Below are 22,703 nucleotides of genomic sequence, written 5' to 3'. Positions count from 1 at the left end.
GTCTGCGGGAACGCTTGGGAAGGGGGGGAGGGGCTTGTCGGGCGCGATCGGCGGGGGAGAAGGGGCGGAGGATCGGGCAACGCCCGTCGAAACTACGGACGAGAGCTTTTCCCGCGAAGTGGAGGACTTTCCGGGGTGGTGCGTCGTGGAGTTTTCCACGGCGTGGTGCATTCCCTGCCGCATGTTTTCCGAGGTCGTCCGGAGGGCGGTAGAGCCCCTTCTCTCCTCCGGGAAGTGCAAGTTCGTCCGACACGACGTCGACCGCGGCCCGGCCGTCGCCGAGCGGTACGTCGTGTACGCCGTTCCCGCCCTGTACGTGTACTCCCACGGAACCGTGCGAGGGAAGCTCCTCGGGTACCACCCCGAAGACGAGGTGCGGACATTTTTGACCCGTATCGTCGGCCATCCCTGAGCGTCCCCGCGGAAGCGGCCGTAGCGGCGTCGTACTTTTTACACGCATTTTACGGTAAATTTGTTTTCTATCCCGGCAGCGAATTTGCTGCCGGGATGCTGTATTTTTTGCCCCCTCTTGCGTTTTCCCGGAGCGTCCTGTAGAATAACGCCAAACTTCTGTTATACAACGTGCTGGTACAGGAGGTGGCTGTGTACATGCGTCCCTCTGTGGCGCAAATTGCGGAGGACCCGAAATTTCGGACGTTCCTGCGCAAAAAGGTCTTCGTCCTCTGGACGGTGGTCGTCCTCTTCCTCGTGTTTTACATGCTCCTCCCCATCTTCGCGGGGTACGCCAAGCCGCTCATGGCGAAGTACGTCCTCGGGTTCGTCACCTTTGGCTACGCCTTCGGGCTTCTCTACTACCTCGTAGCCTGGGGGCTCGCCTACGTGTACGTCGTACTCTCCCGGGGATTCGACCGCGATGCGCGGGCCTTTGCCGAGAAGGCTACGAACGGCGCGTCGGGGACCGCTTCCGCGCTTTCCGAAGCGACTGCGGCTCCTTCGGCCGAGGCCGCGCGGTGAGCAGGTAGGGCAAGTCGCCGGGAAAACGGTTTCCTTTGTTTGGGTCGACGGCGGAAGGTCCGCGTGACGAAGGCAAACGCACCGAAGCGCAAAAGGGAGGAGCGAGGCGCATGGCCCACGTTTTGGGGGTTTTGCTCTTCTTGGGGATCATCTTTCTCACGCTCTACATCACGTATTGGGCGGCCCAGCGCGTGCGGAGCACGAGCGAGTTTTACGCCGCGGGGCGATCGCTCACGAGCTGGCAAAACGGTTTGGCCATCGCCGGGGATTACCTGAGCGCCGCGTCGTTTCTTGGAATCGCCGGCCTCGTGGCCTTAAACGGCTACGACGGGTTCCTCTACGCCATCGGGTTCCTCATGGGGTACATCGTCGTCCTCTACCTCGTCGCCGAACCCCTGCGGAATTCCGGAAAGTTCACCGTCGCCGACATGCTCGCCTTTCGTCTCAACGCCCGTCCCGTTCGGAGCGCGGCGGCCCTTGTGACGATCACGATCAGCACCTTTTACCTCGTGGCGCAGATGGTAGGCGCCGGGTCGATCATTCAGCTCCTCATCGGGATCCCCTACGAGTGGGCGGTCTTCATCGTCGGCGTGCTCATGGTGGTCTACGTCGTGTTTGGCGGAATGCTCGCCACGAGTTGGGTGCAGATCGTCAAGGCCGTCCTCCTCCTCACAGGGACGATTCTCCTCGTCCTCCTCGTGGGCTTTGCCTTCCATTTCAACCCCTCCGAGCTTTTCCGACAGGTCGCGGAAAAGTACGGTCCCCAGTACCTGAACCCTGGCGTGCTGTACAAGAACCCCATCGACCTCCTCTCCCTCGGCCTCGCCCTCGTCCTCGGCACGGCGGGACTGCCCCACATCCTCATTCGCTTCTACACCGTCCCCACGGCACAAGACGCCCGCAAGAGCGTTCTCTGGGCGATGGGCGTGATCGGCGTCTTCTACCTCCTCATCACCTACGTCGGCTTCGGCGCCATGGTGCTCGTGGGACCCGAACAGATCAAGGCCGCCGATAAGGGCGGCAACATGGCCGCTCCGCTCCTCGCCCTCGTCCTCGGGGGCGGACAGGGGAGCTTCGCCGGGGAGCTCTTCATGTCGGCCATCGCCGCCGTTTCCTTCGCGACGATCGTGGCCGTCGTGGCCGGCCTCGTGATCGCCGCTTCCGGGGCGTTCGCCCACGACATCTACACAAACGTGATCCGCGGTGGAAAGGTGGACGAACGGAAGCAGTTTCTCGTCGCCCGGTATACGGCCCTCGCCATCGGCGGGCTGTCCATTTTGATCGGAATCGCCGCCAAGGGGCAAAACGTCGCCCACCTCGTCGGGCTCGCCTTTGCCGTGGCGGCAAGCGCGAACTTGCCCGCGATCCTCCTCTCCCTCTACTGGAAGCGATTCAACACGGCGGGGGCTCTCGCGGGCATGCTCGCCGGTCTCGCCACCGCCGTGGGGCTGGTGCTCGTAGGCCCGAACGTGATGGGCAAGGGAGCCCTCTTTCCCCTCTCCAACCCTGCCATCGTGAGCATTCCCGTCGGATTTCTCGCCTCCGTGCTCGTGAGCCTGGCCACGCGGCCGGAAACCGAATACTCCGCCCAATACGACGAGCTCGTGTTTCGGGCGAACACAGGCGTCGGGGCCGAGTGAAGCCGAAGGAGCGCCGGAGCCGAGAAGGTACAAGGGTTCAAAAATTTGCCTCGACGGACCCTTTGCATGGGTCGGGCAGTTGTGCTAAGTTTTTCGTATCCGAAACAGCTCACGGGAGGCGAAAGGTGCGATGGTACAGGAGCTCCGACAGGGGGAGGAAATTCTCCTGCCCGAAAATCCCAACCCCAACCTCAAGGACTACGAAGAGGCGCGTCGGACGTTTAAGTGGGAAGACGTGGAAAAGGAGTTCACCTGGTACCACACGGGCAAGGTGAACATGGCCTACGAAGCGATCGACCGCCACGCCGAATCTTGGCGGAAGAACAAGGTCGCCCTCATCTACGTGGACCGCGAGCGCGAGGTAAAGTACACGTTTGCCGAGATGAAGGAGCACACCGCGCGCGTCGCCGCGGCCCTCACCTCCCTCGGCCTTGAGAAGGGAGATCGCGTCTTTACGTTCCTGCCCCGCTCGCCGGAGCTCTACGTCGGGATCCTCGGGATCATCAAGGCGGGACTCGTGGCCGGTCCCCTCTTCGAGGCGTTTATGGAAACCGCTGTCAAGGACCGCCTCATGGACAGCGGCGCCAAGGCCCTCATTACGAACGCCGAACTCCTGCCGCGCGTACCCTACCGCGATCTTCCCGATCTCGAGCACGTGATCGTCGTCGGCGCCAAGGACCTTCCGCCTTCCGACGGCAAGACCAAGTTCTACCACTACGAGGAACTCGTCGCCAAGGCGCCGCGGGACTTCGAACCTGTGTGGCTCACGCGGGAAGACGGGATGATCCTCCACTACTCCTCGGGCACGACGGGCAAGCCCAAGGGGATCTACCACGTGCACAACGCGATGATCCAGCAGTACATCACGGGGAAGTGGGTACTCGACCTCAAGGAAGAGGACGTCTACTGGACGACCGCCGACCCCGGATGGGTGACGGGTACGAGCTACGGGATCTTTGCGCCGTGGCTCAACGGGGCGACCAACCTCGTCCGCGGCGGGCGCTTCAGCCCGGACGACTGGTACTCTACGATCGAGAAGTACCGCGTCACCGTTTGGTACAGCGCTCCGACGGCCTTCCGCATGCTCATGGGCGCCGGAGAGGAAGTCGCCAAGAAGTACGACCTGAGCTCGCTGCGCCACGTCCTGAGCGTCGGAGAACCCCTTAACCCCGAGGTTGTCCGCTGGGGGTACCGCGTGTACAAGCAGCGGATCCACGACACGTGGTGGATGACGGAGACGGGGGCCCACATCTGCGTGAACTTCGCCTGCCTGCCGATCAAGCCGGGTTCCATGGGCAAACCCATCCCCGGCGTGGAGATCGGGATCCTCGACGACGAGGGGAACGAGCTGCCGCCCAACACGCCTGGGAACCTCTGCATCAAGACGCCGTGGCCGTCCATGTTCCGCAAGGTGTGGAACAACGAGGCCAAGTACCAGGAGTACTTCCGCTTCCCGGGTTGGTACATCTCCGGCGACGTGGCTATGAAGGACGAGGACGGGTACTACTGGTTCCTCGGTCGTGCCGACGACGTGATCAAAACCTCAGGGTACCGCGTCGGTCCTTTCGAGATCGAGAGCAAGCTCGTAGAGCACCCGGCGGTCATGGAGGCGGGCGTCATCGGCAAGCCCGATCCGGAGCGCGGCGAGATCATCAAGGCCTTCGTCGTCCTTCGGGAGGGCTACCAGCCGAGCGAAGAGCTCAAGAAGGAGCTCATGGAATTCGTCAAGAAGGGCCTTTCCGCCCACGCCGTACCGCGGGAAATCGAATTTCGCGACAAGCTCCCCAAGACGCGGAGCGGAAAGATCGTCCGCCGCGTCCTCAAGGCGTGGGAGCTCGGGCTTCCCGCCGGCGACCTCTCCACGCTGGAGGACTGAGGGTAGGGGAAAGAGAGGAAAGGAACGTTTGACCGCGGGCGACGAAGCCCGCGGTCGCGTTTTTTCGCGCGCATTTTGCCGCAGAAGGAAGCGAGGGAGACGCGCGGGTTCGGCAGGAAGCAATCGGCACGGGAGCCTCATCCGAAGGGCACGCCGGCGCTTTGATATACTTGTTGGAGGGGCCTTCCCCCGGAAGGTGCCGCCGGCATTTGCGCCTTACTTTCCGACGTTCGGAAACGGAGGACGTTCCATGCTTCCCCTTCCGACGGTGGTGACGCTCGTCGCCGTCCCCGTGGTCGTTCTCGGGATTTTCTTCGGTTCTGCGCTGTGGTTCGGTCGGACGCGGGGATTTTCCTGGGGTGCCGTGGGCTACGGCGCCTTTGCCTACTTCTTTTTCACGCTCATGCTCGGCCAGATCTTCACGCGTCAGATCTTTTTCGGCTCCCTTGGAATCCTCACGGCCGTAAGCGGCGGCTGGTCTCTCTTGGAGTTGACGCTCCTCGCCGGGACGTTGGCCCTCTTCGGTATCCTCGGGCGGGCAGGCACCCTCGTCCTCGTGCGCGATCGGCTCGAGGGTTCCCCTACGGAGGCGCTTTCGTTTGGGATAGGCTACGGGGGGATGTCCCTCCTCCAGCTCACCTTCGTCGCCACGCTTTGGAACTTCGGGCGGGCGTGGGAGATTCGCTCCCGCCTCCCGGGGGCTCTCTCTCCGGAAGCCCTTTGGGGGCTCTTTCCGCCGGAACTCCTTCGCGCCTTCGTCGAATCTCCTTGGATCCTCGCCTACCGCTACGGCCTCTTTCCCCTCCTCTGGTACGTGTGGGACGTCGCCCTCTCCGTCCTCCTCTACTCGGCCGTGGTTCGGAGAAGGTACGCGTTCGTCGGTGCGGTGCTTTTGGCCGACGCCTTAGCGCGCGTCCTCACGCGTTCGCCCGACGTCCTTCCCTTCGCCTGGCCGCTCGCCCCCAAAGGGGGAGATCTGATCTGGTTCCTCTTGTTCGCCGTCGTCCTCGTGTGGTCCGTCCGCGAGCTTCGAACGGGAGAAACCGGTTGACGACGTTTGTCCCCGGGTTGCAAAAGGGAAGGGGGTGAGGCTTGTGGCGGATGGTCCGATCGAAGGGGGCCTTTCCGGGGATCGCGGGCGCCTTCGGGCGAAGGTGGAGCTTTTGCCGGAGCGACCGGGCGTGTACCTCATGAAGAACGCCCAAGGTGAGGTCATCTACGTCGGAAAGGCGAACTCCCTGAAGCAGCGTGTCCGCTCGTACTTCACGGGCGCCCACGACGCGAAGACGGAGCGGATGATCTCCGAGATTGCCGACTTCGAGACGATCGTCGTGCCCAACCCGACGGCTGCGCTCCTCCTCGAGATGAACCTCATCAAGCGTTACGCGCCGCGCTACAACGTCCTCCTCAAGGACGACAAGTCCTACCCCTACATCAAGATCACGAACGAAGAGCACCCGCGGATCGAGATCACCCGGCGCGTCCAGCCGGACGGGGGGCGTTACTTCGGCCCCTATCCGCACGCCCAGGCGGCGCGCGCCACGAAGCGCCTCCTCGACAAGCTCTACCCCCTTCGCAAGTGCCGAACCTTGCCCGATCGGCCGTGCCTGTACTACCACATGGGGCAGTGCCTTGCGCCTTGCGTCCGTCCGGTGGACCCGAACGTCTACGGGCCGATGGTTCGGGAAATCGCCGCCTTTCTTCGGGGGAAGACCGAGGGCGTGGAGAAGCGCCTCGAGGCGCAGATGTGGGAGGCGGCCGAACGGTTCGACTTCGAACGGGCCGCACAGCTCCGCGACCTCCTGAGGGAGATCGGGCACCTCAAGGAAGAGCAGGCGGTGCTCCTCCCGAACCGAACGGAAGACTGGGACATCGCCGCCTTTTTCGCAGAGCACGGGCGGATCGCAATTCAGATTTTCCACGTGCGCGCGGGGAGGCTTTTGGAGGGAGAGCGCGACATTCGCCCCTACTACGGCGAATCCGAGGAGGCCTTCGTCCAGTTCCTCGGGCAGTACTACCTCGACTTCGACGTCGCCAACCGCCCCGGCCTTCTCCTCCTCCCCCCCATCGAGGATGCCGAGGCGCTCGGGCAGGCTTTAGGGATGCGGGTGCACGTCCCGAAGCGCGGGGAAAAGAGGCGCCTTCTCGAGATGGCCCAAGAAAACGCCCGGCACGCCCTGGAGGAGCACGTGGCCTTGGAGGCGCGGGACGCGCAGCGCATCGCCTCGGCCTTGGAAGAGCTCGGGAGCGTCCTGGGCATTCCCGCACCTCGCCGGATCGACGTCCTCGACCAATCCCACCTCTTTGGCGCCCAGGCGGTGGGCGTCGTCGTGGTCTTCGTCGACGGTCGTCCGTCCAAGCACGACTACCGGACGTACCGAATCCGCGAGGCAGCCCGCGGGGACGACTACGGAGCCTTGCGGGAGGTCCTCCGGCGCCGCTACGGCAAGCTCCTCGAGGAAGGCGGGCCGTGGCCGGATCTCGTCGTCCTGGACGGAGGCCGCGGTCACCTGGCCGTAGCCCGCGAGGTGTTCGCGGAGGAGCTCGGGCGGCCTACCCCCCTCCTCGCCCTGGCCAAGGACGAGCGCCACGAGACGCGCGTGGCGCTGGCCGGAGATCCGCCGCGCCCCCTCGCCCTTTCCCGGCGCGGTGCGGCCTTCCTCCTCCTCGTGCGCATGCAGGAAGAAGTGCACCGGTTTGCCGTGGCGACCCACCGACGGCGGCGGAAGAAGGAAGCTTTCGCTTCGGTCCTCGACGAGGTTCCGGGCATAGGCCCCAAGCGCAAGCGCGAGCTTCTCCGCCGCTTCGGTTCCTTGGAGCGCATCCGGACGGCGCCCGAGGAGGAGCTCGCGGCCGTGGTGGGGAAAAAGCTCGCCCAGACGTTGCGGGCGTATCTGTCTTCCTACGGTCGAGAGGAAGGCGCCCTTGCCTCTACGGCCGATGCGGTGGCGGAATCACCCGGGGAGTACCGTACCGACCGAGGTGCCGACCGCACAGGACGAGACGACCTCCCGAAGGAGGAGGTCGATACGGGGAGGATTTCCTGAGGGTCTACACGTCCGGCGGAACGGGAGACGGCGTCGGAGACCTTGCGGGAAAAATCACGACTCCGTAGAATAGAAAAAGCTTTTGCAAGAGCGGATCGAGCGAATTCGGTCGCGTAGGGGGGAACGCCGGTGCGCGTTGTTCAGAAGTACGGTGGTTCGTCCCTCGCGACGCCCGCGCGGATCCTGAACGTAGCCGAACGCATCGCGCGGGCGTACCGCGAGCACGGACCGTTGGTCGTCGTCCTTTCCGCGATGGGCGATACGACGGACGAGCTCCTCGCCCTTGCCCGCGAGGTCTCCCCGCGTCCCCACCCGGACGCCCTGGACCTCCTCTTGTCTACGGGCGAGGTTGTGTCCATCGCCCTTATGGAAATGGCGCTGCGCGACCGCGGCGTGCCGGCGGTTGCCCTCATGGGGTGGCAGGCGGGCATCCGCACGACGCCCTCCTTCGGCCGGGCCCTCATCGAGTCCGTGGAGTCGGCGCGACTCGAACGCCACCTGAGCGGTGGGAAGGTCGTCCTCGTCGCGGGATTTCAGGGGGTTACCGCGGAAGAGGAGATCACCACGCTCGGTCGGGGGGGAAGCGATACGACGGCCGTGGCCCTCGCAGCTGCCCTTCGGGCGGAGCGGTGCGAGATCTACACGGACGTGGACGGCGTCTACACGTCCGATCCGCGGGTTGTTCCCAAGGCGCGCAAGCTCGCCCACGTCACTTACGACGAGATGCTCGAACTTGCCCACCTCGGTGCCGTCGTGTTGCACCCCCGGGCCGTAGAACTCGCCAAGCGCTACGGAGTACCGCTTTACGTGGCCACTTCGTTGGACGATCGGGAAGGGACGTGGATCGGAGGGGAGGCGCAGGACATGGAAGGAGGACGCGTCGTCACCGGCGTCGCCGTAGACGAATCCGTCGCCCGCGTGACGCTTCGGGGTGTTCGCCCACCGGAGGGGGCCCTCAAGCGCCTCTTCGGCCTTCTCGCGGAGGCGGAGATCAACGTGGACATCATCATCACGAGTGTCGCGGGCCCTGACGGGCTGGACGTCGCCTTCAGCCTCGAGGCGGGAGACCTCGAGCGCGCCATCGAACTCCTCGCGGCGCGGCGGAGTTCTCTCGCCTACGACCGCCTGGACGCGGAAGGCGGGTTGGCCAAGGTATCCGTCGTAGGTGCGGGGATGGCGTCGCGTCCCGGGGTGGCGGCCGGAGTCTTCCGGACCCTCGCCGACGCGGGGATCGACGTGAAGATGGTCTCCACCTCGGAGATCAAGATTTCCGTCGTCGTCGAACGCGAGCAGGCGTGCCGGGCCGCCCGTCTCCTGCACACGGCGTTTGGCCTCGACGACGAAGCTGCCGAGGCGGAGGGTACCCCCTCTCCCCAGGGCGGAAGGCGGGAGGCCTAGTTCGCGGGGATTTTCGGACTCCCCTCGATACCGGCCTACACCCCACCAATCCCTTCCACATACGATACGTTGACATCCGGCACCGCACCTTCTCGGGTGGCTTCGGAAGGGAGGGGTAGGGGTGGCCCCCAACCTCGAACGTTCGTCGATCCTCACGCCGCGCGAGCGGGAAGTCTTCGAACTGCTCGTAAAGGATAAAACCACCAAGGAGATCGCGCGCGAGCTCTTCATCAGCGAAAAGACCGTGCGGAACCACATCTCCAACGTAATTCAAAAGTTGGGCGTCAAGGGCCGATCTCAAGCCGTCGTGGAGCTCGTGCGCATGGGGGAACTCAAGATCTAGGCATCCAGGAGGAGCTTGTTCGTTCGGCGGAGGTGCGGCGCCGGTCGCGCCACGCCCGACGTATCGCGCTATGCCTTCTTTTGTGCTACTGTAGACGCCTGCTGCAGGGGGTCCCACACGCCGTTAAACGGCGGCGCGTAGGCGAGGTCGAGGGCTTGGAGCTCGTCGATCGTGAGGCCGGCGTAGAGCGCCGTGGCGAGGACGTCGATGCGCTTGTCTACTCCGCGACGGCCTGCGATCTGTCCGCCCAGAAGCGCCCGCGTCTTGAGGTCGAACGTAATCCTCAGCGTAAGCGCGTCTTCTGCTCCCGGGTAGTAGTGGCTCACGGGACGCGCCTGAATTGCCACCGTCTCACACGTCCTCCCCGACGTTCGGCACTCTTCCTCTCCTAGACCGGTGCGGGCGATGGCGAGGTCGAAGACCTTGACGATGGCCGTGCCCAAAACGCCGGCAAAGGGGATTTGCGCACCGGCCATGTTTGCTCCCGCGATCCGCCCCTGCTTGTTGGCCGTGGTACCCAGGGGAATGTAGTCGGGAGCGTTTTTTATCCGGTGAAAGTGCGTCGCGCAGTCGCCCGCGGCGTACACGTCCGGCGCACTCGTTCGCAGGTATTCGTCGACGAGGACGGCCCCCCGAGGTCCGAGCTCGATCCCTGCGGCGCGCGCGAGCTCGCTGACCGGTCTGACGCCTACGGCGACGAGGACGAGGTCCGCCGCAAGGGAACCGCCTTCCAGGAGGACCTCCCGCACGCCTGCGGAGTCGCCGGAAAAGCCGCGTACCCGTTCTTCCAGGCGAACTTCGACGCCGTGCCGTTCGAGTTCCTGCCGGACGAGCTCGGCGATCGGCCGGTCAAAGCTCGGGATGAGCTGGGGCGCCACGTCCACCACGGTGACGGAAAGGCCGCGGTGCACGAGCGCTTCCGCCGCTTCCAGGCCGATGTACCCGCCGCCGACGATTACGACGCGCTTGGGGTTGCGCCGGGAGAGCCAGGCCACCAACCGCTCGGCGTCCGCCAGCGTCTTAAGGGGAAAGACGCCGGGCAGGTCGATTCCTTCCCACGGGGGGAGTACGGCGGCGCTCCCCGTCGCGAGGAGGAGGACGTCGTACCCTTCCTCGATTTCTTCGCCCGTGTCGCGGCGGAGGATGCGCACGCGTTTCCCCTGGGGGTCGATCGCCAGGACTTCGTGGTGCAGGCGTACGTCGATCCGATAGCGTTCGCGGAATTCGTCCGCCGTTCGGGCGAGGAGTCGTTCCGGAGCGGAAACTACGCCGCCGACGTAGTAGGGAAGGCCGCACTGCGCGTAGGAGATCACGCCTTCCTTTTCCCAGACTACGATTTCGCCCTGCGGGTCTACACGGCGGATCTGCGTCGCCGCGCTCATCCCCGCGGCGTCGCCGCCAACGATCGCGTAGCGTTTGCCCACATATGTCGCCCCCTTCGCCTTGTATCGGTGCGTCTTATTGTACCACCCGTCAGGAACTGGTTGCATGTCGGGGGGGGGAGGCGCCCCTTGACATGGGTTTTGCCCTTCCGGTTTGATAGAGGCAAGCGAAGTCGGGTAGGGAAGGCCGGTTGCCGGCCCGAGAGGGGACGAGCGGGAGTGGACGAGAGGAACGCAGGGGGAGAGTTTCCGCAAAACGAAGGAGAAGGGGCGGATCGCCGGAGTGCCGAAGAGGAAGGCGGACGGGCGATCGCCGAGGAAGTGGAGTGGCACCTTCGGCACGTGAGCGCCCTTCTGAAGCAAAAGGGAAGGGAGCTCCTTCAGGAAACCCCCCTTACGCCTCCGCAGTTCATCGCCCTGCAGTGGCTCAAAGAAGCCGGAAACCTCACGATTGGCGAACTCAGCGCCAAAATGTACCTCGCGAACAGCACCGTAACCGACCTCGTGGACCGATTGGAACGCGGCGGCTACGTGCGCCGCGTGCGCGCATCCCACGACCGCCGCGTCGTGCGCGTGGAACTCCTCGAGGCCGGGCGTACGGTCATCGAGGAGGTCATCCGCCGGCGGCAGGCGTACCTTGCCGGGCTCCTCCGCCGCTTTTCTCCCGAGGAGGCGGAAGAGCTGCGCCGCCTTCTCGCCCGCCTGCACGCGGAAATGGTGCGCGAGTTCGAAAGCGGTCGTGCCACGCATAGAGATGACTAGGATGAATTTCCGGAGCTTTGGGTGAAGCCGGGGTTAGGCGATACGGAGATGCGATTTCGTCGGGACACGCAGAAAAAGGGGCGAGAAGCAGATGACCGGGCCGATTGCGGTGTTCGATTCGGGGCTCGGCGGTCTCACCGTGGTACGGGAAATCCTCCTTCGCCTTCCCCGGGCGCCTCTCGTCTACGTAGGGGATCAGGCGCGCAGTCCGTACGGTTCGCGCTCGCGCGAGGAGATCCGGATGTTTTCTCTCGAGATCCTGGGATTCCTCCTGCGCTTTCGGCCCGCCCTCGTCGTTGCGGCGTGCAATACGGTTTCCTCTGTGGCCCTCGACCTCCTTCGCCGCCAGGCGGACGTCCCCGTCCTCGGGATGGTAGAACCCGGGGCACGTCTTGCCGCCCGGGCCGGTGCGGAGGAGATCGCCGTCCTCGCCACCCCCGTAACCGTGGCCAGCGGCGTCTACCCTCGCCTCCTCTACCACCTGCGGCCCGAGCTCTCCGTCTTTTCCAAGTCCTGTCCTACGTGGGTACCTCTGCTCGAGGGAGGTGCTCCACCCGAGCGCCTTCGCCGCGCGGTGTGCGAGGAGCTTGGCTCCGTACGGATTCTCTGGAATGGGTCTGGGGCCAACGGGAGACGCCGTCTCCGCGCCGTCCTCCTCGGGTGTACGCATTACCCGCTTCTCGCCCCGTACATTCGCGAGTGCCTCGGCGAAGAGGTTACCCTGCTCAACCCCGCGGAGGAAGTCGCCGAGGAAGTGGCCCGTATGTACCCTTCCTCTCTGAAGGGGGAGGTCCTTTTCTACACGACGGGGGACCCGGATTTTTTTTCCCGCTGGGCGGGAGCGGTGCTCGCCCGCCCCGTGCACGTGGTCCATCTTCCCCTGTCCGTCCTCCAGGGTTCCGAAGACGCGCCGCTTCCGGGTTTCGGCGGATGAGCGCCGATCGCGCTTCGGGACCCCGCCGGTCTACCGTTGTCCCCGCACCCGTATACATGCCCTAGGACTACGCTGCCGTAAGGAGGGGCTTACGGATGCGCGGGAAGACACGGTCGGCCGGAACCACCGTTCCTTACGTTCGCGGAATTGCCCTCGTTCTCGCCTTGGTCGTAGCGGTTCTTTCCTTTGCGGGTTGCGGGAGAACGGGGAATCAGGCGAGTGGTCCTTCCCCTTCGCCGTCCAAGAACGAGGGAGGCGCTTCTTCCCTTCACCCCGCGACCCCAGGGAAAGAACTCGCCCTTACGTCTTACACGTTGTACGTTACGGACGCCCACGGGTACGTCGTCCCCTTCACCGCCCGCCTGCCGCTCGTCGAGGGTGTGGCAAAGCAGGCGCTCACGTACCTCGTAGAAGGTGGCCCCGGAGAAGCGATTCTCCCCCACGGCTTTCACGCTCCCCTGCCCAAGGGAACGACGTTTACCATAGACGTGACTCCGGAGGGGGAGGCCGTAGTCGACTTCGGTCCCGAGGTACAAAATGTGGCGGCAGAACACGCCGCGCGCACCCTGGAGGCCGTCGTCTGGACGCTTACGGAGTTTCCCACAGTGAAGCGCGTGTCCCTGCGCGTTTCCGGACATCCGCTCGAGAGGTTTGGGAAGGGAGGACTACCCGTCTCCTCTCCCCTCGATCGGTCGATGGGGATCAACGTCGAGCTTGCACCGGAGGCCACTCCCGGCGATACGACTCCCGTTCGCCTGTACTTCCAAGCCCAATCGGAAGACGGCACGTTTACCTACTTCGTGCCCGTAACGCGCCTCGTCCCCCGTACGGATCGGCCGCTCGAGGCGGCGATTCGCGAACTCATTCGCGGTCCCCTGGGAGGGAGTTCCCTCCTGCCCACCGTGCGTCCTTCCGTGCGCCTTCACCGCGCCTTCGTCGACGGCGGGGTTGCGGTCGTGGACGTGGATCCCCACCTCCTCACCAAAGACGGGAAGGCGGACGCCTGGGCGGCGCGTTCCGTGCAGGCTTTGGCGCTCACGGCAACCGAGATGGCGGGGACGAAGGAAGCACAGATCCTCGTAGACGGGCAGGCGATCAAGGTTGGGGAGGACTTCGACCTCACGCGCCCCGTGGCGCGCCCCCGAACTTTGAACCCCTTGGGTTTTTAGCGCTTGAGGACGGGTACCTCGGGTGTACCCTCGGTTCCCCGTGGGGAGGTGGAACGGTTCGGGTATAATGAGGGAGTGGTTCGTGCGGTTCGAAGCGAGGTGGAACGCGTGCGCATCGACGGACGTAGCCCCGACGAACTCCGGCCTGTCCGCATCACACCCCACGTAAACAAGTACGCCGAAGGGTCCGTCCTCATCGAGGTCGGCGATACGCGCGTCTACGTGACGGCCACCGTGGAAGACAAGGTCCCTCCCTTCCTCCGCGGGCAAGGGCGCGGTTGGGTGACGGCCGAATACAGCCTCCTCCCCCGGTCTACGGAAACCCGCACGCAGCGCGAGTCCGTACGGGGCCACCTCCAGGGGCGCACGATGGAAATCCAGCGCCTCATCGGTCGGGCACTCCGCGCCGTGGTCGACCCCGAGCGGCTAGGGGAGCGCACGGTGATCGTCGATGCCGACGTCCTCCAGGCGGACGGTGGAACGCGGACGGCTGCGATCACGGGCGGTTTTGTCGCCCTCGCCTTTGCCTTTGAACGCCTGCGCGAGCGCGGGGAAATTGCCGAAATCCCCCTCGTGGACTTTCTCGCGGCGACGAGCGTGGGCGTCGTCGGCGACGTGCCCCTCCTCGACCTCAACTTCGCCGAGGATTCCGAGGCGCGTGTGGACATGAACGTGGCCATGACGGGCAGCGGGCGGTATGTCGAAATCCAGGGAAGCGGAGAAGGATCCCCCTTTCTTCGCGCAGAGCTCGAAGAGCTCTTGTCCCTTGCGGAACGCGGAATCCAGCGCCTCGTGGAAATCGAACGGGAGGTCCTGGGTCCGATCGGGGAGCGGATTGCCGAGCTCGCGCGACGCGCGTCCGCGGCCGACGATCGCACCTCCGAGGAGCATGGGGCCCTCGACGCTTCCGAAGGCGGGGTTCCCGAGGACGGTGGTCCGTCGTGAGCCGCCCGCGCCTCATGCGCCTCCTCCTCATCGCTTCCCAAAATCCCGGGAAAATCCGGGAAGTGCGCGAGCTCCTCGCCTCCCTCGCGTGGGGGATTGTTTCCCTCGAGAGGTTTCCCGACGTAAAGCTCCCTCCCGAGACGGGCGAGACCTTTGCCGAAAACGCCGTGCGCAAGGCCATCGCGGCTATGGAGGCTACCGGGCTTCCCAGCCTGGCCGACGATTCCGGCCTCGTCGTCCCCGCCCTGGGCGGGCGTCCGGGGGTTCGTTCGGCCCGCTATGCGGGAGAAGGGGCAGACGACGCGGCAAACGTGGCCAAGCTGCTCGCCGAGATGCGAGGCGTCGCCGACCGCCGGGCCTACTTCGTGAGCGTGGTCGCCTTCGCGGCTCCCGGGGAGCCCGTGCAGACCTTCGAAGGCAGGCTGGAAGGCGTCATCACCGAAGAACCGCGGGGGACGGGCGGTTTCGGCTACGACCCCGTGTTCTACGTCCCCGACCTCGGAAAGACCCTCGCCGAAGTCCCCCTCGAGGTGAAGAACGCGATCAGCCACCGGGGCCAGGCGTTGCGCGCCTTCGTCGACTACCTGAAGCGCCGGATCGCCGAAGAACCTCCGGAAGCGTAGGCGAAGGGAATCGCGCGTCGCTCCCTTCCCTTACCGGGTGCTTTTTCTCCGAATCTCCTCCACCTTTCCGCCTGCAGGTGTACCCGTTTGGGCTGTGGGGGCGCGTTTTGAGGTCGCACGAGAACCCGCACCACCTTTGGAGGCCCCGTCGGAGAAAAGCCCCCGGTTTCGTATTCGGGAAAGACGAACCGGAATCGGATGCCACACACAAGGGGCGGGATTCCCCGCCCCTTGTGTGTTTCGTTTTGTAACCGAATCTTTACGCAAAGTTTACCGGGACTTCATCTTCGTGAACTACAATGGTGCGCAAAGGGGACAACCCTGTGCATTCTTTCGAGCGCCTACCTTGACGTCTGGAAGCCCCATGTCGGCGTGGTGGATCGCGTTTCCCGTCTGCGGAACGATGGGAGCCATAGCAAGGACAAGGTCGGGGAGGTATTGTCGATGAAGGGAATCCGCGCGCGAGCGCGACTTCGTTCCGGTTTGGCGGGGATGTTCCTCGCTGTCTTTTTCATCTCGCTCTTTTTTGGGGGATTTGGCCTCCCCCGCGCCGAGGACGAGGCACCTCAGCCGCCGCCGGATCTCCTCATCCTTCACACGAACGACACCCACGGCCATCTGGAGAACGCCCCCGCCCGCGGGACCAAGATCGCCGAGATTCGCCGCGAGGCGGAGGCCGCTGGGAAGCGCGTCCTTCTCGTGGACGCGGGGGACGTCTTTACGGGGACGCTCTACTCATCGCACTACCAAGGGCTCGCCGATGCCGACTTCATGAACCGGATGGGCTACGACCTCCTCGTCCTCGGAAACCACGAGTTCGACCGAGGGCAAGAGGTTCTCGCGACGTTTGTCCGCGCGCTCGCGTTTCCCGTCTTTTCTGCCAACCTCAGCGTGCAACCCGACGCGAAGCTTGCCGAAGTGGTGGCAAACGAAATCCCCGTCATCACCCCGGCGACGAAGAAGGACTACGCCGGGAAGATCTACCCCGGCGCCGTTTGGGATCTTGGCGACGTGCGCGTGGGGATCTTCGGACTTACGACCAAGGAGACGGCGATTCTTTCAAACCCTGGGCCCGGCGTAGCCTTCGCCGACGAGGTAGAGACGGCGCGGCGGATGGTGGAAGAGCTTACGAAGCGCGGCGCCGACGTGATCGTAGCCGTCACCCACATCGGCTACGCCGAGGACAGGCGCCTCGCCCAGGCCGTGCCGGGAATCGACGTGATCGTCGGCGGCCACTCGCATACCGCGCTCAACCCTCCCGTAAGCTTGTCCCAACCCGACGGACGAACGATGTGGATCGCCCAGGCTGGGGAGTGGGGGAAGTACCTCGGGCGCCTCGATTTGTCCTTTGGTCTCGAGTCCGGCGGGAAGCCTCGGCTTTCCCGGGTGCAGGGGGAGCTCCTTTCCCTTAAAGACGTCCCTCCTGATCCGGAGCTCAAGGAACTCCTCAACTCGTACGACGCCCCCCTCGAGGAGATCAAGCGGCGTGTGGTGGGGAAGACGCTTGTCGGCTTGGACGGAGCGCGGGAGCGCGTGCGCACGCAGGAGACCAACCTCGGCAATTTGATCGCCGACGCCTACTTGGAAAAGGCCCGTAAGGCGGTTCCGGGGACTCAGCTCGCGCTGGTCAACGGCGGCGGCATCCGCGCGTCCATCCCCGCCGGAGACGTCACCTTGGGTCAGGTTCTTGAGGTCATGCCGTTTAACAACATGCTCGTGATCCTCCGCCTTACAGGCGCGGAAATCTTGAACGCGCTAGAAAACGGCGTCTCCAAGGTAGAGGACAAGCACGGGAGGTTCCCCCAGGTCGCGGGGATGCGCTACGCCTTCGATCCATCCCGCCCCGCAGGGGAGCGCATCCTTCGCGTCGAGGTTTGGGACGAAGGGGCACGGGCGTACCGCCCCCTCGACCCCAAGGCGACGTACCTCCTCGTGACGAACAACTTCGTCGCCGACGGGGGCGACGGCTACGAGGTCTTCAAGCGGGCGAAAGACGAAGGCCGGATCATCGAACTCTACGAAGTTGACCACGACGCCTTGGTCGAATACCTAGAAGCCCACTCCCCGGTCTCGCCTCGCGTGGAAGGCCGCATCGAACGCGCGGACGCGGCGACCTCCCCCGCCCCAACTCCCGGCGACGAGGCAGGTACCGCTCCGCCGGGTTCGGACGATACGGGGAACGCTCCTTCGTCGGGCGATGCACCTCCCTCCGGGACGCCCAAGTCTTCTGAACCGATCCTCCCCACGGTGCCCAAAACCTCCGATCCGTCGCACGCTTTAGCCTCTGGATCCGTGCGTACCCTCCCTCGAACGGGCCTTTTGTCGCCGGAATTCCTTCTCGTCGTGGGCGGGGCAGTTCTTGCCGTGGGCGGTGTCGCACTTCGACGGCACGAGTTTGGATGGGAGAAGTGTGTCTAGAGTTTACTCGGGCTACATTGCTCTACGCAAATAGACGTTCTCTCCATCGATTTTTAATTCTGAGATGCGATGCAGGTGCTTTCAGGACGTAGAAATTTTCTCCTATCTGTTTTTCCCGATTTTTTGTTCACTTACGTCAAGCATCACGAAAACAAAACGAGTCTTGAGGAGGTTGGCGTTATATAGGACATTCCAGAGGTCTTCTTTGGAAAGCCACGGTTGTACTCGTTGTCTTGGCCTTATTGTCTTATTTGGTGGAACCCATTGCGCTCTTCCGAGGCCCGAAGTTGCTCTCGCCAAGGAATTGGAGGTAGGAGCTAAGAAGTCGAGTCGGTTTCGGTTTGTGGGGGTTCTTGATGAAGCATATGACGGCAAGTTCTACGCATCTGCTTTGGGATATTTTAATCCTAATGACTATCCGGATTAGGAGTTTAGCAAGCTCAATCCCGATGAACTCACGGCGGATGAGCTTGCAAAGTACGACACGCTCCTTTTCTTTATGTTCAACCCGAGTCGCCTCTCTCAGGAGCAGACGGACTCGGGAACGCACAAACTTTTGCATATGATACTTTAGGGCGCATGGTAAAGTCTGTAGACCCGCTTGGACGGACGACGTCTTACGCTTACGATGTATACGACCGTATGATCGAGGCGCTTGATGCTTTGGGAGGGAAATCTTCTCAGACTTTCGATGTGGACGGCAATCTCGAAAGTCTGACGGATCCGAACGGAAACACGACGCGGTTTGTCTACGATCGGGCCGGCAGACCTGTAGAAATTGTCACAGCCGTGGGCGACCGCACGCGGATTGAATACGATGCCCGTGGGCTTGTCTCCAAGGTCGTCAACGGCCGCGGTCAGGAGATCTTGTACCGATACGATGCGGCCGGGCGGTTGACGAAGGTGATCTACCCCGATCGGGAGGTAAGTTATCGCTACGATACCAACGGAAATCTCCTGGAAGTGGAAGATCCAATCGGAAAAATCGTTCGCGAATACGATGCGTTGAACCGAGTGGTGCGGTTTACGGATGTAAATGGGAATACCATTCGCTACACGTACGATGCGGGAGGAAATCTCGTAAAGCTTACCTACCCCGACGGAAAAGAGGTCGCATATGCCTACGATGGGGTGCGACGTCTCACGGAAGTTACCGACTGGGCTGGTCGTAAGACGAGTTACGTCTACGATGCCGCCGGCCGTGTCACGAAAATTCGCCGTCCGAACGGAACGGAGTTGACCCTGGAGTACGACGATGCAGGGCGCGTCGTGCGACAGGTTGACCGGAACGATCGAGGTGAAGAAATCGCACGCTACGAATTTGCCTACGACGCGGCAGGGAATATCGTGCGAGAAGAGTCGGGTACAAAGGTGGTCCCCTATCCGAACTCCGACGAAGAGTACGTTTACGGTCCAGACAACCGTCTCGCTCGATACCGTGGTGAAGAGGTCAAATACCACGGCGATGGTAATATGGCATGTGGACCTTTGGGTAGAGAAATGGTAAATTTTGTTTATGATTCCCAAGGGAAACTAATTCGTGTCGGGCAAACGGAATATGTGTACGACGCAGAAGGGAACCGAATTGCCGTAATCGACCAAGGTGTACGGCAGACGAAATGCGTGGTGGATCCGGAATGGGGCTGAGCCGTGTCCTCGTACGCGAGGATGACAACGGGGAAAAGACGTACTACGTGTACGGTCTCGGTTTGATCGGAGAGGAAAGCGGCGGCGAGTTCCGTGCTTACCATTACGACCTGCGAGGCAGTATGATTACCTTGAGCGGCTTTCTGGGAGAAGTTCGCGATCGCTTCTGGTACGGTCCGTACGGCGAACTTTTGCGACACGTGGGTGAATCGCAGACTCCGTTTTTGTACAACGGGCGGGACGGAGTAATGACCGACCCCAACGGGCTTTACTACATGCGGGCTAGGTACTACAGCCCGGAGATCAAGAGGTTTGTGAGCAAAGACAGGAGAGCGAGTGATATATTTGATCCTCTGAGCCTAAACCCCTACATTTTCGCTGCAGACAACCCCGTAATTTTCATCGATCCCCTCGGGCGGGACTGGATATCAGTTATAGCGGGCGTAGCAGGGTTTGCAGCAGGAGTTATTGCTTTAGGGGCAGGGTTGGCAGGGGCTCCCGCTGTGGTGGTGTTGGGAGCCACAATGGTGGGAGTAGTAGCATCATCAGTTTCTCTTGTATATACAGAATATCAACGTCAGAAATCTAATCAGCCGATGGACACGGCATACATTCTTACACAAATATCAAATGCTCTTGGTATAATTCCGGGTCTCGGATTTTTGTCCAAAGCAGGTAGTGTTATGGGAAAGGTCGGATTTTTGTCCAAAGTAGGTGGTGTTATGGGAAAGGTAGGCAACATGATCGAAAACTTGACAACATTTACACCAGAGGGCAGAGTTCTCCCACTGCTTTATTCCACGAAGAGTCTAGAAATCCAAGGAGCTATGACTACTTACGACTTTGCCCTAACACTGGAAAAGTCATTGAAGCCTATGTCAAGTTTTAAGTAGCATTTTTTTCTAAAATAGCACCTTTATATAAGAATGCTATAACTTAAAAAGAAAGGAGAATAGTTTTGGACAAAAGAAGAATATTTATTATGTTTACTTATTACATGATAGCATTATTTTTCGTGGTCGTTGTAATATTTGGATATATCATATATATTCAAGAAGAAAGAGGAAAATTTATCTTTTACATTTATACAATGTCTTTGAATATTTTAGTCGGTGTGCTAGGCGGATTTCTTTTGCATAAAAAAACAAAACATCTTCCTTTAATCTTGGGATTGCTCGGCGGAATAACTGTTTTTGTTGAAACTTTATCAATTCCCATTTTAGTATATCATGAGGTTATAACATATGGTATTGCGAAACTTTCTCTTTTGTCAACTGTCTGCGCTTTCGTAATTATTTACGGTGCAACACAAGGAATATTAATTACGATTGTGCAGAACAACCTTAAAGCCCTTTTGTCGAAGTACGATGTAGATACGGCGTGCTACCTGGACCCGGTAGGAAAACCGGGGGAGAACAGGTACAAGGCGATCCTGGCAGAAGGCAAGTACAGTGGCGCGATAAGAGGAAAGGAGTTCACGATAACCGAGGTTTTTGACAGTCCGAGGATAAAAGAAGTGACACCGATGGATAATGAACTATTCCTAATGTTTAGAGAAGTAGCGGTTATCCCGAAGAAGCTTCACTACTCGACATACCCGAGGATGCTTGAAGGCTTCGTAGTGGTAGGTGTTAACGGTGACGGCAAAAATATAGATGAAAGGATAATAAAAGAAGTGGAAAACTGGTGGTAAGGAAGAAATGATCTACGCTGGATATAGCATAGAGAGGGGTGATGACTGTGAAGCCGAGATTTTCCTAGAAGCAGCCGGTGACATCCTGCTTTTGCTCAGTATGGTTCTGCCGGTAGGCGAAGCCACCTACACTAATGACGTCCCGGGCCGACTGACCTCGGCTAGCTACGAAATCGTTCAAAATAATAACCCACACCTAAATAACCCACACCTATGACTCTGAGAGGGGGAAATCTCTTGAGCGTTGACGCGAACGTAAGGGATCACTTTTCCACGCTCCAGCCTACAAGCCCGCGCACGTAGTAGCGCTGGAGAAGGAGAAAGACGAGGATGGGTACGGACATCGCAAGGAGAGCCGCGGCGGACAAAAGACCCCAGTCCACGTAATATTGTCCTCGAAGAAGCGGGATTCGCTGGGTGACAAGGAGCTTGTCGGGACTGTAGATGAGGATGAGGGCGAGAAAGAAGTCGTTCCACACCCAGTTGAACTGGAGAGCCGCGGCCGAGGCGAGGGCCGGGAGGCTTACGGGCAGGAGGATGCGGAAAAAGGTGTAGGTGCGCGAAGCGCCGTCGATGCGCGCCGCTTCCTCGAGCTCCACGGGCACGGTTGTAAAGAAGTTCCGAAGGAACATCGTGATCCACGGTAGCCCCCAGGCGGCGTGGACGAAAATGAGCCCGACGTACGAGTTGATCAAGTCGAGGGCGGCAAGTCCCTGAAAGAGAGGGACTAACGCCATTTGTTCAAGTCAAGCTGTAGTTGGAGTCCGCCGAACGCGATGAGAAAGTATTCGATCACGTCCATGAGCGGCCAACCTACGCTGTCACCGGAAGCGATGGGATTTTTCACACCGGAGATTCCGCAAACTTATTTAAGGTCAAGGTCTCGAGTGCTCATTGGCTTTTTTTACCATGTTCGGGGAATCGACTGCGGCTTTCTGGAAACGAGTTCGACACGGGCGCCGTGTACGGTGGCGGAAAAGGGCTCGCCCGCGAGAAGGTGGACGTCGGTACGCTCACGCGTGGCTCGAACTTCGAGGAGACGTCCGCGGTAGCGGAAGCGAAAGGTGAGGGAGTTCCATGCTCCGGGGAGGCGGGGTGAGATTTCGAGCCTATCTTCGTCGGCGACGATGCCGCCAAAACCTTCGAGCAACGCCTGGCACGCGCCGCCCATGGCGGCAAGGTGTACGCCGTGCCGTGTGTCGCCGTGCAGGTTGTCGAGGTCGATGCGGGCGGCGTACCGGAGATACGCGTAGGTGCGCTCAACATCCCCCGCTCGCGCCCAAAGCGCGGCGAATACGGAAGGCGAAAGGGAAGAGTCGTGGACGGCGATCGGTTCGTAGTAGGCGAGGTGTTCTCGAATTTCTTCCGGCGAAAATTTGCGCGGGAAGAGGTAGAGCCAAGGTAGAGCCAGAGGGGAACGTCCGGCTGCTTGGCTACTTGGAAGCGGTAGATGTCCAGGTAATGCATGTGTAGCATGAGGGTTGCCAACAGATAAAAATACGATTGATCTTCATTCCTTTCTTTGGTAAAGTATACCCATGAAACTCAGCGAATGGGCCAAAAGGCGCGGCATCACCTAATGGCCGAAGTACTCCCTTCCCTAGCTGTTTGTCTCTACGGCAAGCGTTCTGCGAAACGCCGGGCAAAAAAGTGTTGGAGGCGCTTCGACGTGAAGATCCATAGAGCCTACCGCTACGAGCTCGATCCCAACAAGGAACAACGCATTCTCCTCGCCAAGCACGCCGGGGCCGCTCGTTTTGCCTACAACTGGGGCCTCGCGCGGTGGAAGGAGATCTACGAAAACGAAGGCCGCACGACAAGCGCCTATGAACTTCACCGCGAACTGAACCG

Annotated in this window: 21 protein-coding genes and 2 pseudogenes; 19 read left to right on the top strand and 4 right to left on the bottom strand. The window is 61.6% G+C overall.

The window, feature by feature from the left end; translation table 11 throughout:
* The first annotated feature begins 34 nt into the window (after positions 1–34).
* From C7438_RS05415 to C7438_RS05380, 8 genes are all read left to right on the top strand, one after another.
* The gene (locus C7438_RS05415; RefSeq protein WP_170143585.1) at positions 35–412 is read left to right on the top strand and encodes a thioredoxin family protein; all 378 of its coding nucleotides are present in this window, start codon (positions 35–37) and stop codon (positions 410–412) included.
* 197 nt (positions 413–609) lie between these two features.
* Complete coding sequence (locus C7438_RS05410) at positions 610–975, top strand: DUF485 domain-containing protein (protein WP_121444352.1); 366 nt, start codon at positions 610–612, stop codon at positions 973–975.
* A gap of 110 nt (positions 976–1,085) precedes the next feature.
* Positions 1,086–2,615, top strand: a complete 1,530-nt coding sequence (locus tag C7438_RS05405) for a solute symporter family protein (protein WP_121444351.1) — start codon at positions 1,086–1,088, stop codon at positions 2,613–2,615.
* 130 nt (positions 2,616–2,745) lie between these two features.
* Positions 2,746–4,491 carry an acetate--CoA ligase gene (gene acsA / locus C7438_RS05400; protein WP_121444350.1) on the top strand — a complete coding sequence of 582 codons (1,746 nt, stop codon included), beginning with the start codon at positions 2,746–2,748 and terminating at the stop codon, positions 4,489–4,491.
* A gap of 250 nt (positions 4,492–4,741) precedes the next feature.
* Positions 4,742–5,542 (top strand): YhfC family glutamic-type intramembrane protease, encoded by an 801-nt coding sequence (locus tag C7438_RS05395; protein WP_121444349.1) that lies wholly within the window; start codon positions 4,742–4,744, stop codon positions 5,540–5,542.
* Positions 5,543–5,585: 43 nt separating this feature from the next.
* The gene (gene uvrC / locus C7438_RS05390) at positions 5,586–7,538 is read left to right on the top strand and encodes an excinuclease ABC subunit UvrC (RefSeq protein ID WP_211322093.1); all 1,953 of its coding nucleotides are present in this window, start codon (positions 5,586–5,588) and stop codon (positions 7,536–7,538) included.
* A gap of 129 nt (positions 7,539–7,667) precedes the next feature.
* Positions 7,668–8,936 (top strand): aspartate kinase, encoded by a 1,269-nt coding sequence (locus tag C7438_RS05385; RefSeq protein ID WP_121444348.1) that lies wholly within the window; start codon positions 7,668–7,670, stop codon positions 8,934–8,936.
* Positions 8,937–9,057: 121 nt separating this feature from the next.
* Positions 9,058–9,279: a helix-turn-helix domain-containing protein gene (locus C7438_RS05380; RefSeq protein WP_121444347.1), complete on the top strand. Its 222-nt coding sequence runs from the start codon at positions 9,058–9,060 to the stop codon at positions 9,277–9,279.
* Between the two features lie 68 nt (positions 9,280–9,347).
* Here the strand turns inward: C7438_RS05380 and C7438_RS05375 are convergent, their stop codons facing one another.
* On the bottom strand, positions 9,348–10,703 hold the full coding sequence (locus C7438_RS05375; protein ID WP_121444346.1) for an FAD-dependent oxidoreductase: 1,356 nt from the start codon (positions 10,701–10,703) through the stop codon (positions 9,348–9,350).
* 267 nt (positions 10,704–10,970) lie between these two features.
* Between C7438_RS05375 and C7438_RS05370 the strand changes: the two genes are divergently transcribed.
* The 10 genes and pseudogenes from C7438_RS05370 (at position 10,971) to C7438_RS05325 (ending at position 20,852) form a co-directional block, all read left to right on the top strand.
* Positions 10,971–11,423 carry a MarR family winged helix-turn-helix transcriptional regulator gene (locus C7438_RS05370; RefSeq protein WP_121444518.1) on the top strand — a complete coding sequence of 151 codons (453 nt, stop codon included), beginning with the start codon at positions 10,971–10,973 and terminating at the stop codon, positions 11,421–11,423.
* 91 nt (positions 11,424–11,514) lie between these two features.
* A complete protein-coding gene (gene murI, locus C7438_RS05365; RefSeq protein WP_121444345.1) occupies positions 11,515–12,357 on the top strand; it encodes a glutamate racemase in 843 nt (280 codons plus the stop codon).
* A 95-nt stretch (positions 12,358–12,452) separates the two neighbouring features.
* Positions 12,453–13,526 carry a GerMN domain-containing protein gene (locus C7438_RS05360; protein ID WP_121444344.1) on the top strand — a complete coding sequence of 358 codons (1,074 nt, stop codon included), beginning with the start codon at positions 12,453–12,455 and terminating at the stop codon, positions 13,524–13,526.
* Positions 13,527–13,634: 108 nt separating this feature from the next.
* On the top strand, positions 13,635–14,471 hold the full coding sequence (gene rph, locus C7438_RS05355; protein ID WP_121444516.1) for a ribonuclease PH: 837 nt from the start codon (positions 13,635–13,637) through the stop codon (positions 14,469–14,471).
* A gap of 14 nt (positions 14,472–14,485) precedes the next feature.
* On the top strand, positions 14,486–15,094 hold the full coding sequence (locus C7438_RS05350) for an XTP/dITP diphosphatase (RefSeq protein WP_121444517.1): 609 nt from the start codon (positions 14,486–14,488) through the stop codon (positions 15,092–15,094).
* A 444-nt stretch (positions 15,095–15,538) separates the two neighbouring features.
* The gene (locus tag C7438_RS05345) at positions 15,539–17,512 is read left to right on the top strand and encodes a bifunctional metallophosphatase/5'-nucleotidase (RefSeq protein WP_170143584.1); all 1,974 of its coding nucleotides are present in this window, start codon (positions 15,539–15,541) and stop codon (positions 17,510–17,512) included.
* Between the two features lie 567 nt (positions 17,513–18,079).
* Positions 18,080–18,346, top strand: a pseudogene (locus tag C7438_RS09735) (hypothetical protein); the annotation flags it as partial.
* Positions 18,320–19,159: a hypothetical protein gene (locus tag C7438_RS09705; RefSeq protein ID WP_491996586.1), complete on the top strand. Its 840-nt coding sequence runs from the start codon at positions 18,320–18,322 to the stop codon at positions 19,157–19,159. The pseudogene C7438_RS09735 and the gene C7438_RS09705, both read left to right, overlap by 27 nt.
* Positions 19,150–20,052 carry an RHS repeat-associated core domain-containing protein gene (locus C7438_RS05330; protein WP_170143583.1) on the top strand — a complete coding sequence of 301 codons (903 nt, stop codon included), beginning with the start codon at positions 19,150–19,152 and terminating at the stop codon, positions 20,050–20,052. The genes C7438_RS09705 and C7438_RS05330 overlap by 10 nt, the downstream gene beginning before the upstream one ends.
* Positions 20,053–20,141: 89 nt before the next feature.
* Positions 20,142–20,852, top strand: coding sequence for a hypothetical protein (locus tag C7438_RS05325; protein ID WP_121444339.1), 711 nt, complete (start codon positions 20,142–20,144; stop codon positions 20,850–20,852).
* A gap of 263 nt (positions 20,853–21,115) precedes the next feature.
* Here C7438_RS05325 and C7438_RS05315 read toward each other — a convergent pair whose 3' ends face one another.
* From C7438_RS05315 to C7438_RS09630, 3 genes and pseudogenes are all read right to left on the bottom strand, one after another.
* Positions 21,116–21,589 carry a carbohydrate ABC transporter permease gene (locus C7438_RS05315; RefSeq protein WP_121444337.1) on the bottom strand — a complete coding sequence of 158 codons (474 nt, stop codon included), beginning with the start codon at positions 21,587–21,589 and terminating at the stop codon, positions 21,116–21,118.
* Positions 21,590–21,756: 167 nt separating this feature from the next.
* Positions 21,757–22,002: a glycosyl hydrolase family 65 domain-containing protein gene (locus C7438_RS09635; protein WP_245956518.1), complete on the bottom strand. Its 246-nt coding sequence runs from the start codon at positions 22,000–22,002 to the stop codon at positions 21,757–21,759.
* 21 nt (positions 22,003–22,023) lie between these two features.
* A pseudogene (locus C7438_RS09630) lies at positions 22,024–22,263 on the bottom strand (glycoside hydrolase family 65 protein); the annotation flags it as partial.
* Between the two features lie 258 nt (positions 22,264–22,521).
* Between C7438_RS09630 and C7438_RS05300 the strand changes: the two are divergent.
* A partial coding sequence (locus C7438_RS05300; RefSeq protein WP_170143582.1) for a helix-turn-helix domain-containing protein occupies positions 22,522–22,703 on the top strand: 182 nt, incomplete at its 3' end.

The sequence above is a fragment of the Brockia lithotrophica genome, from assembly GCF_003633725.1.
In the GTDB taxonomy this organism is placed as follows: domain Bacteria; phylum Bacillota; class Bacilli; order Thermicanales; family DSM-22653; genus Brockia; species Brockia lithotrophica.
This window is presented reverse-complemented; position numbering and strand designations above follow the sequence as displayed.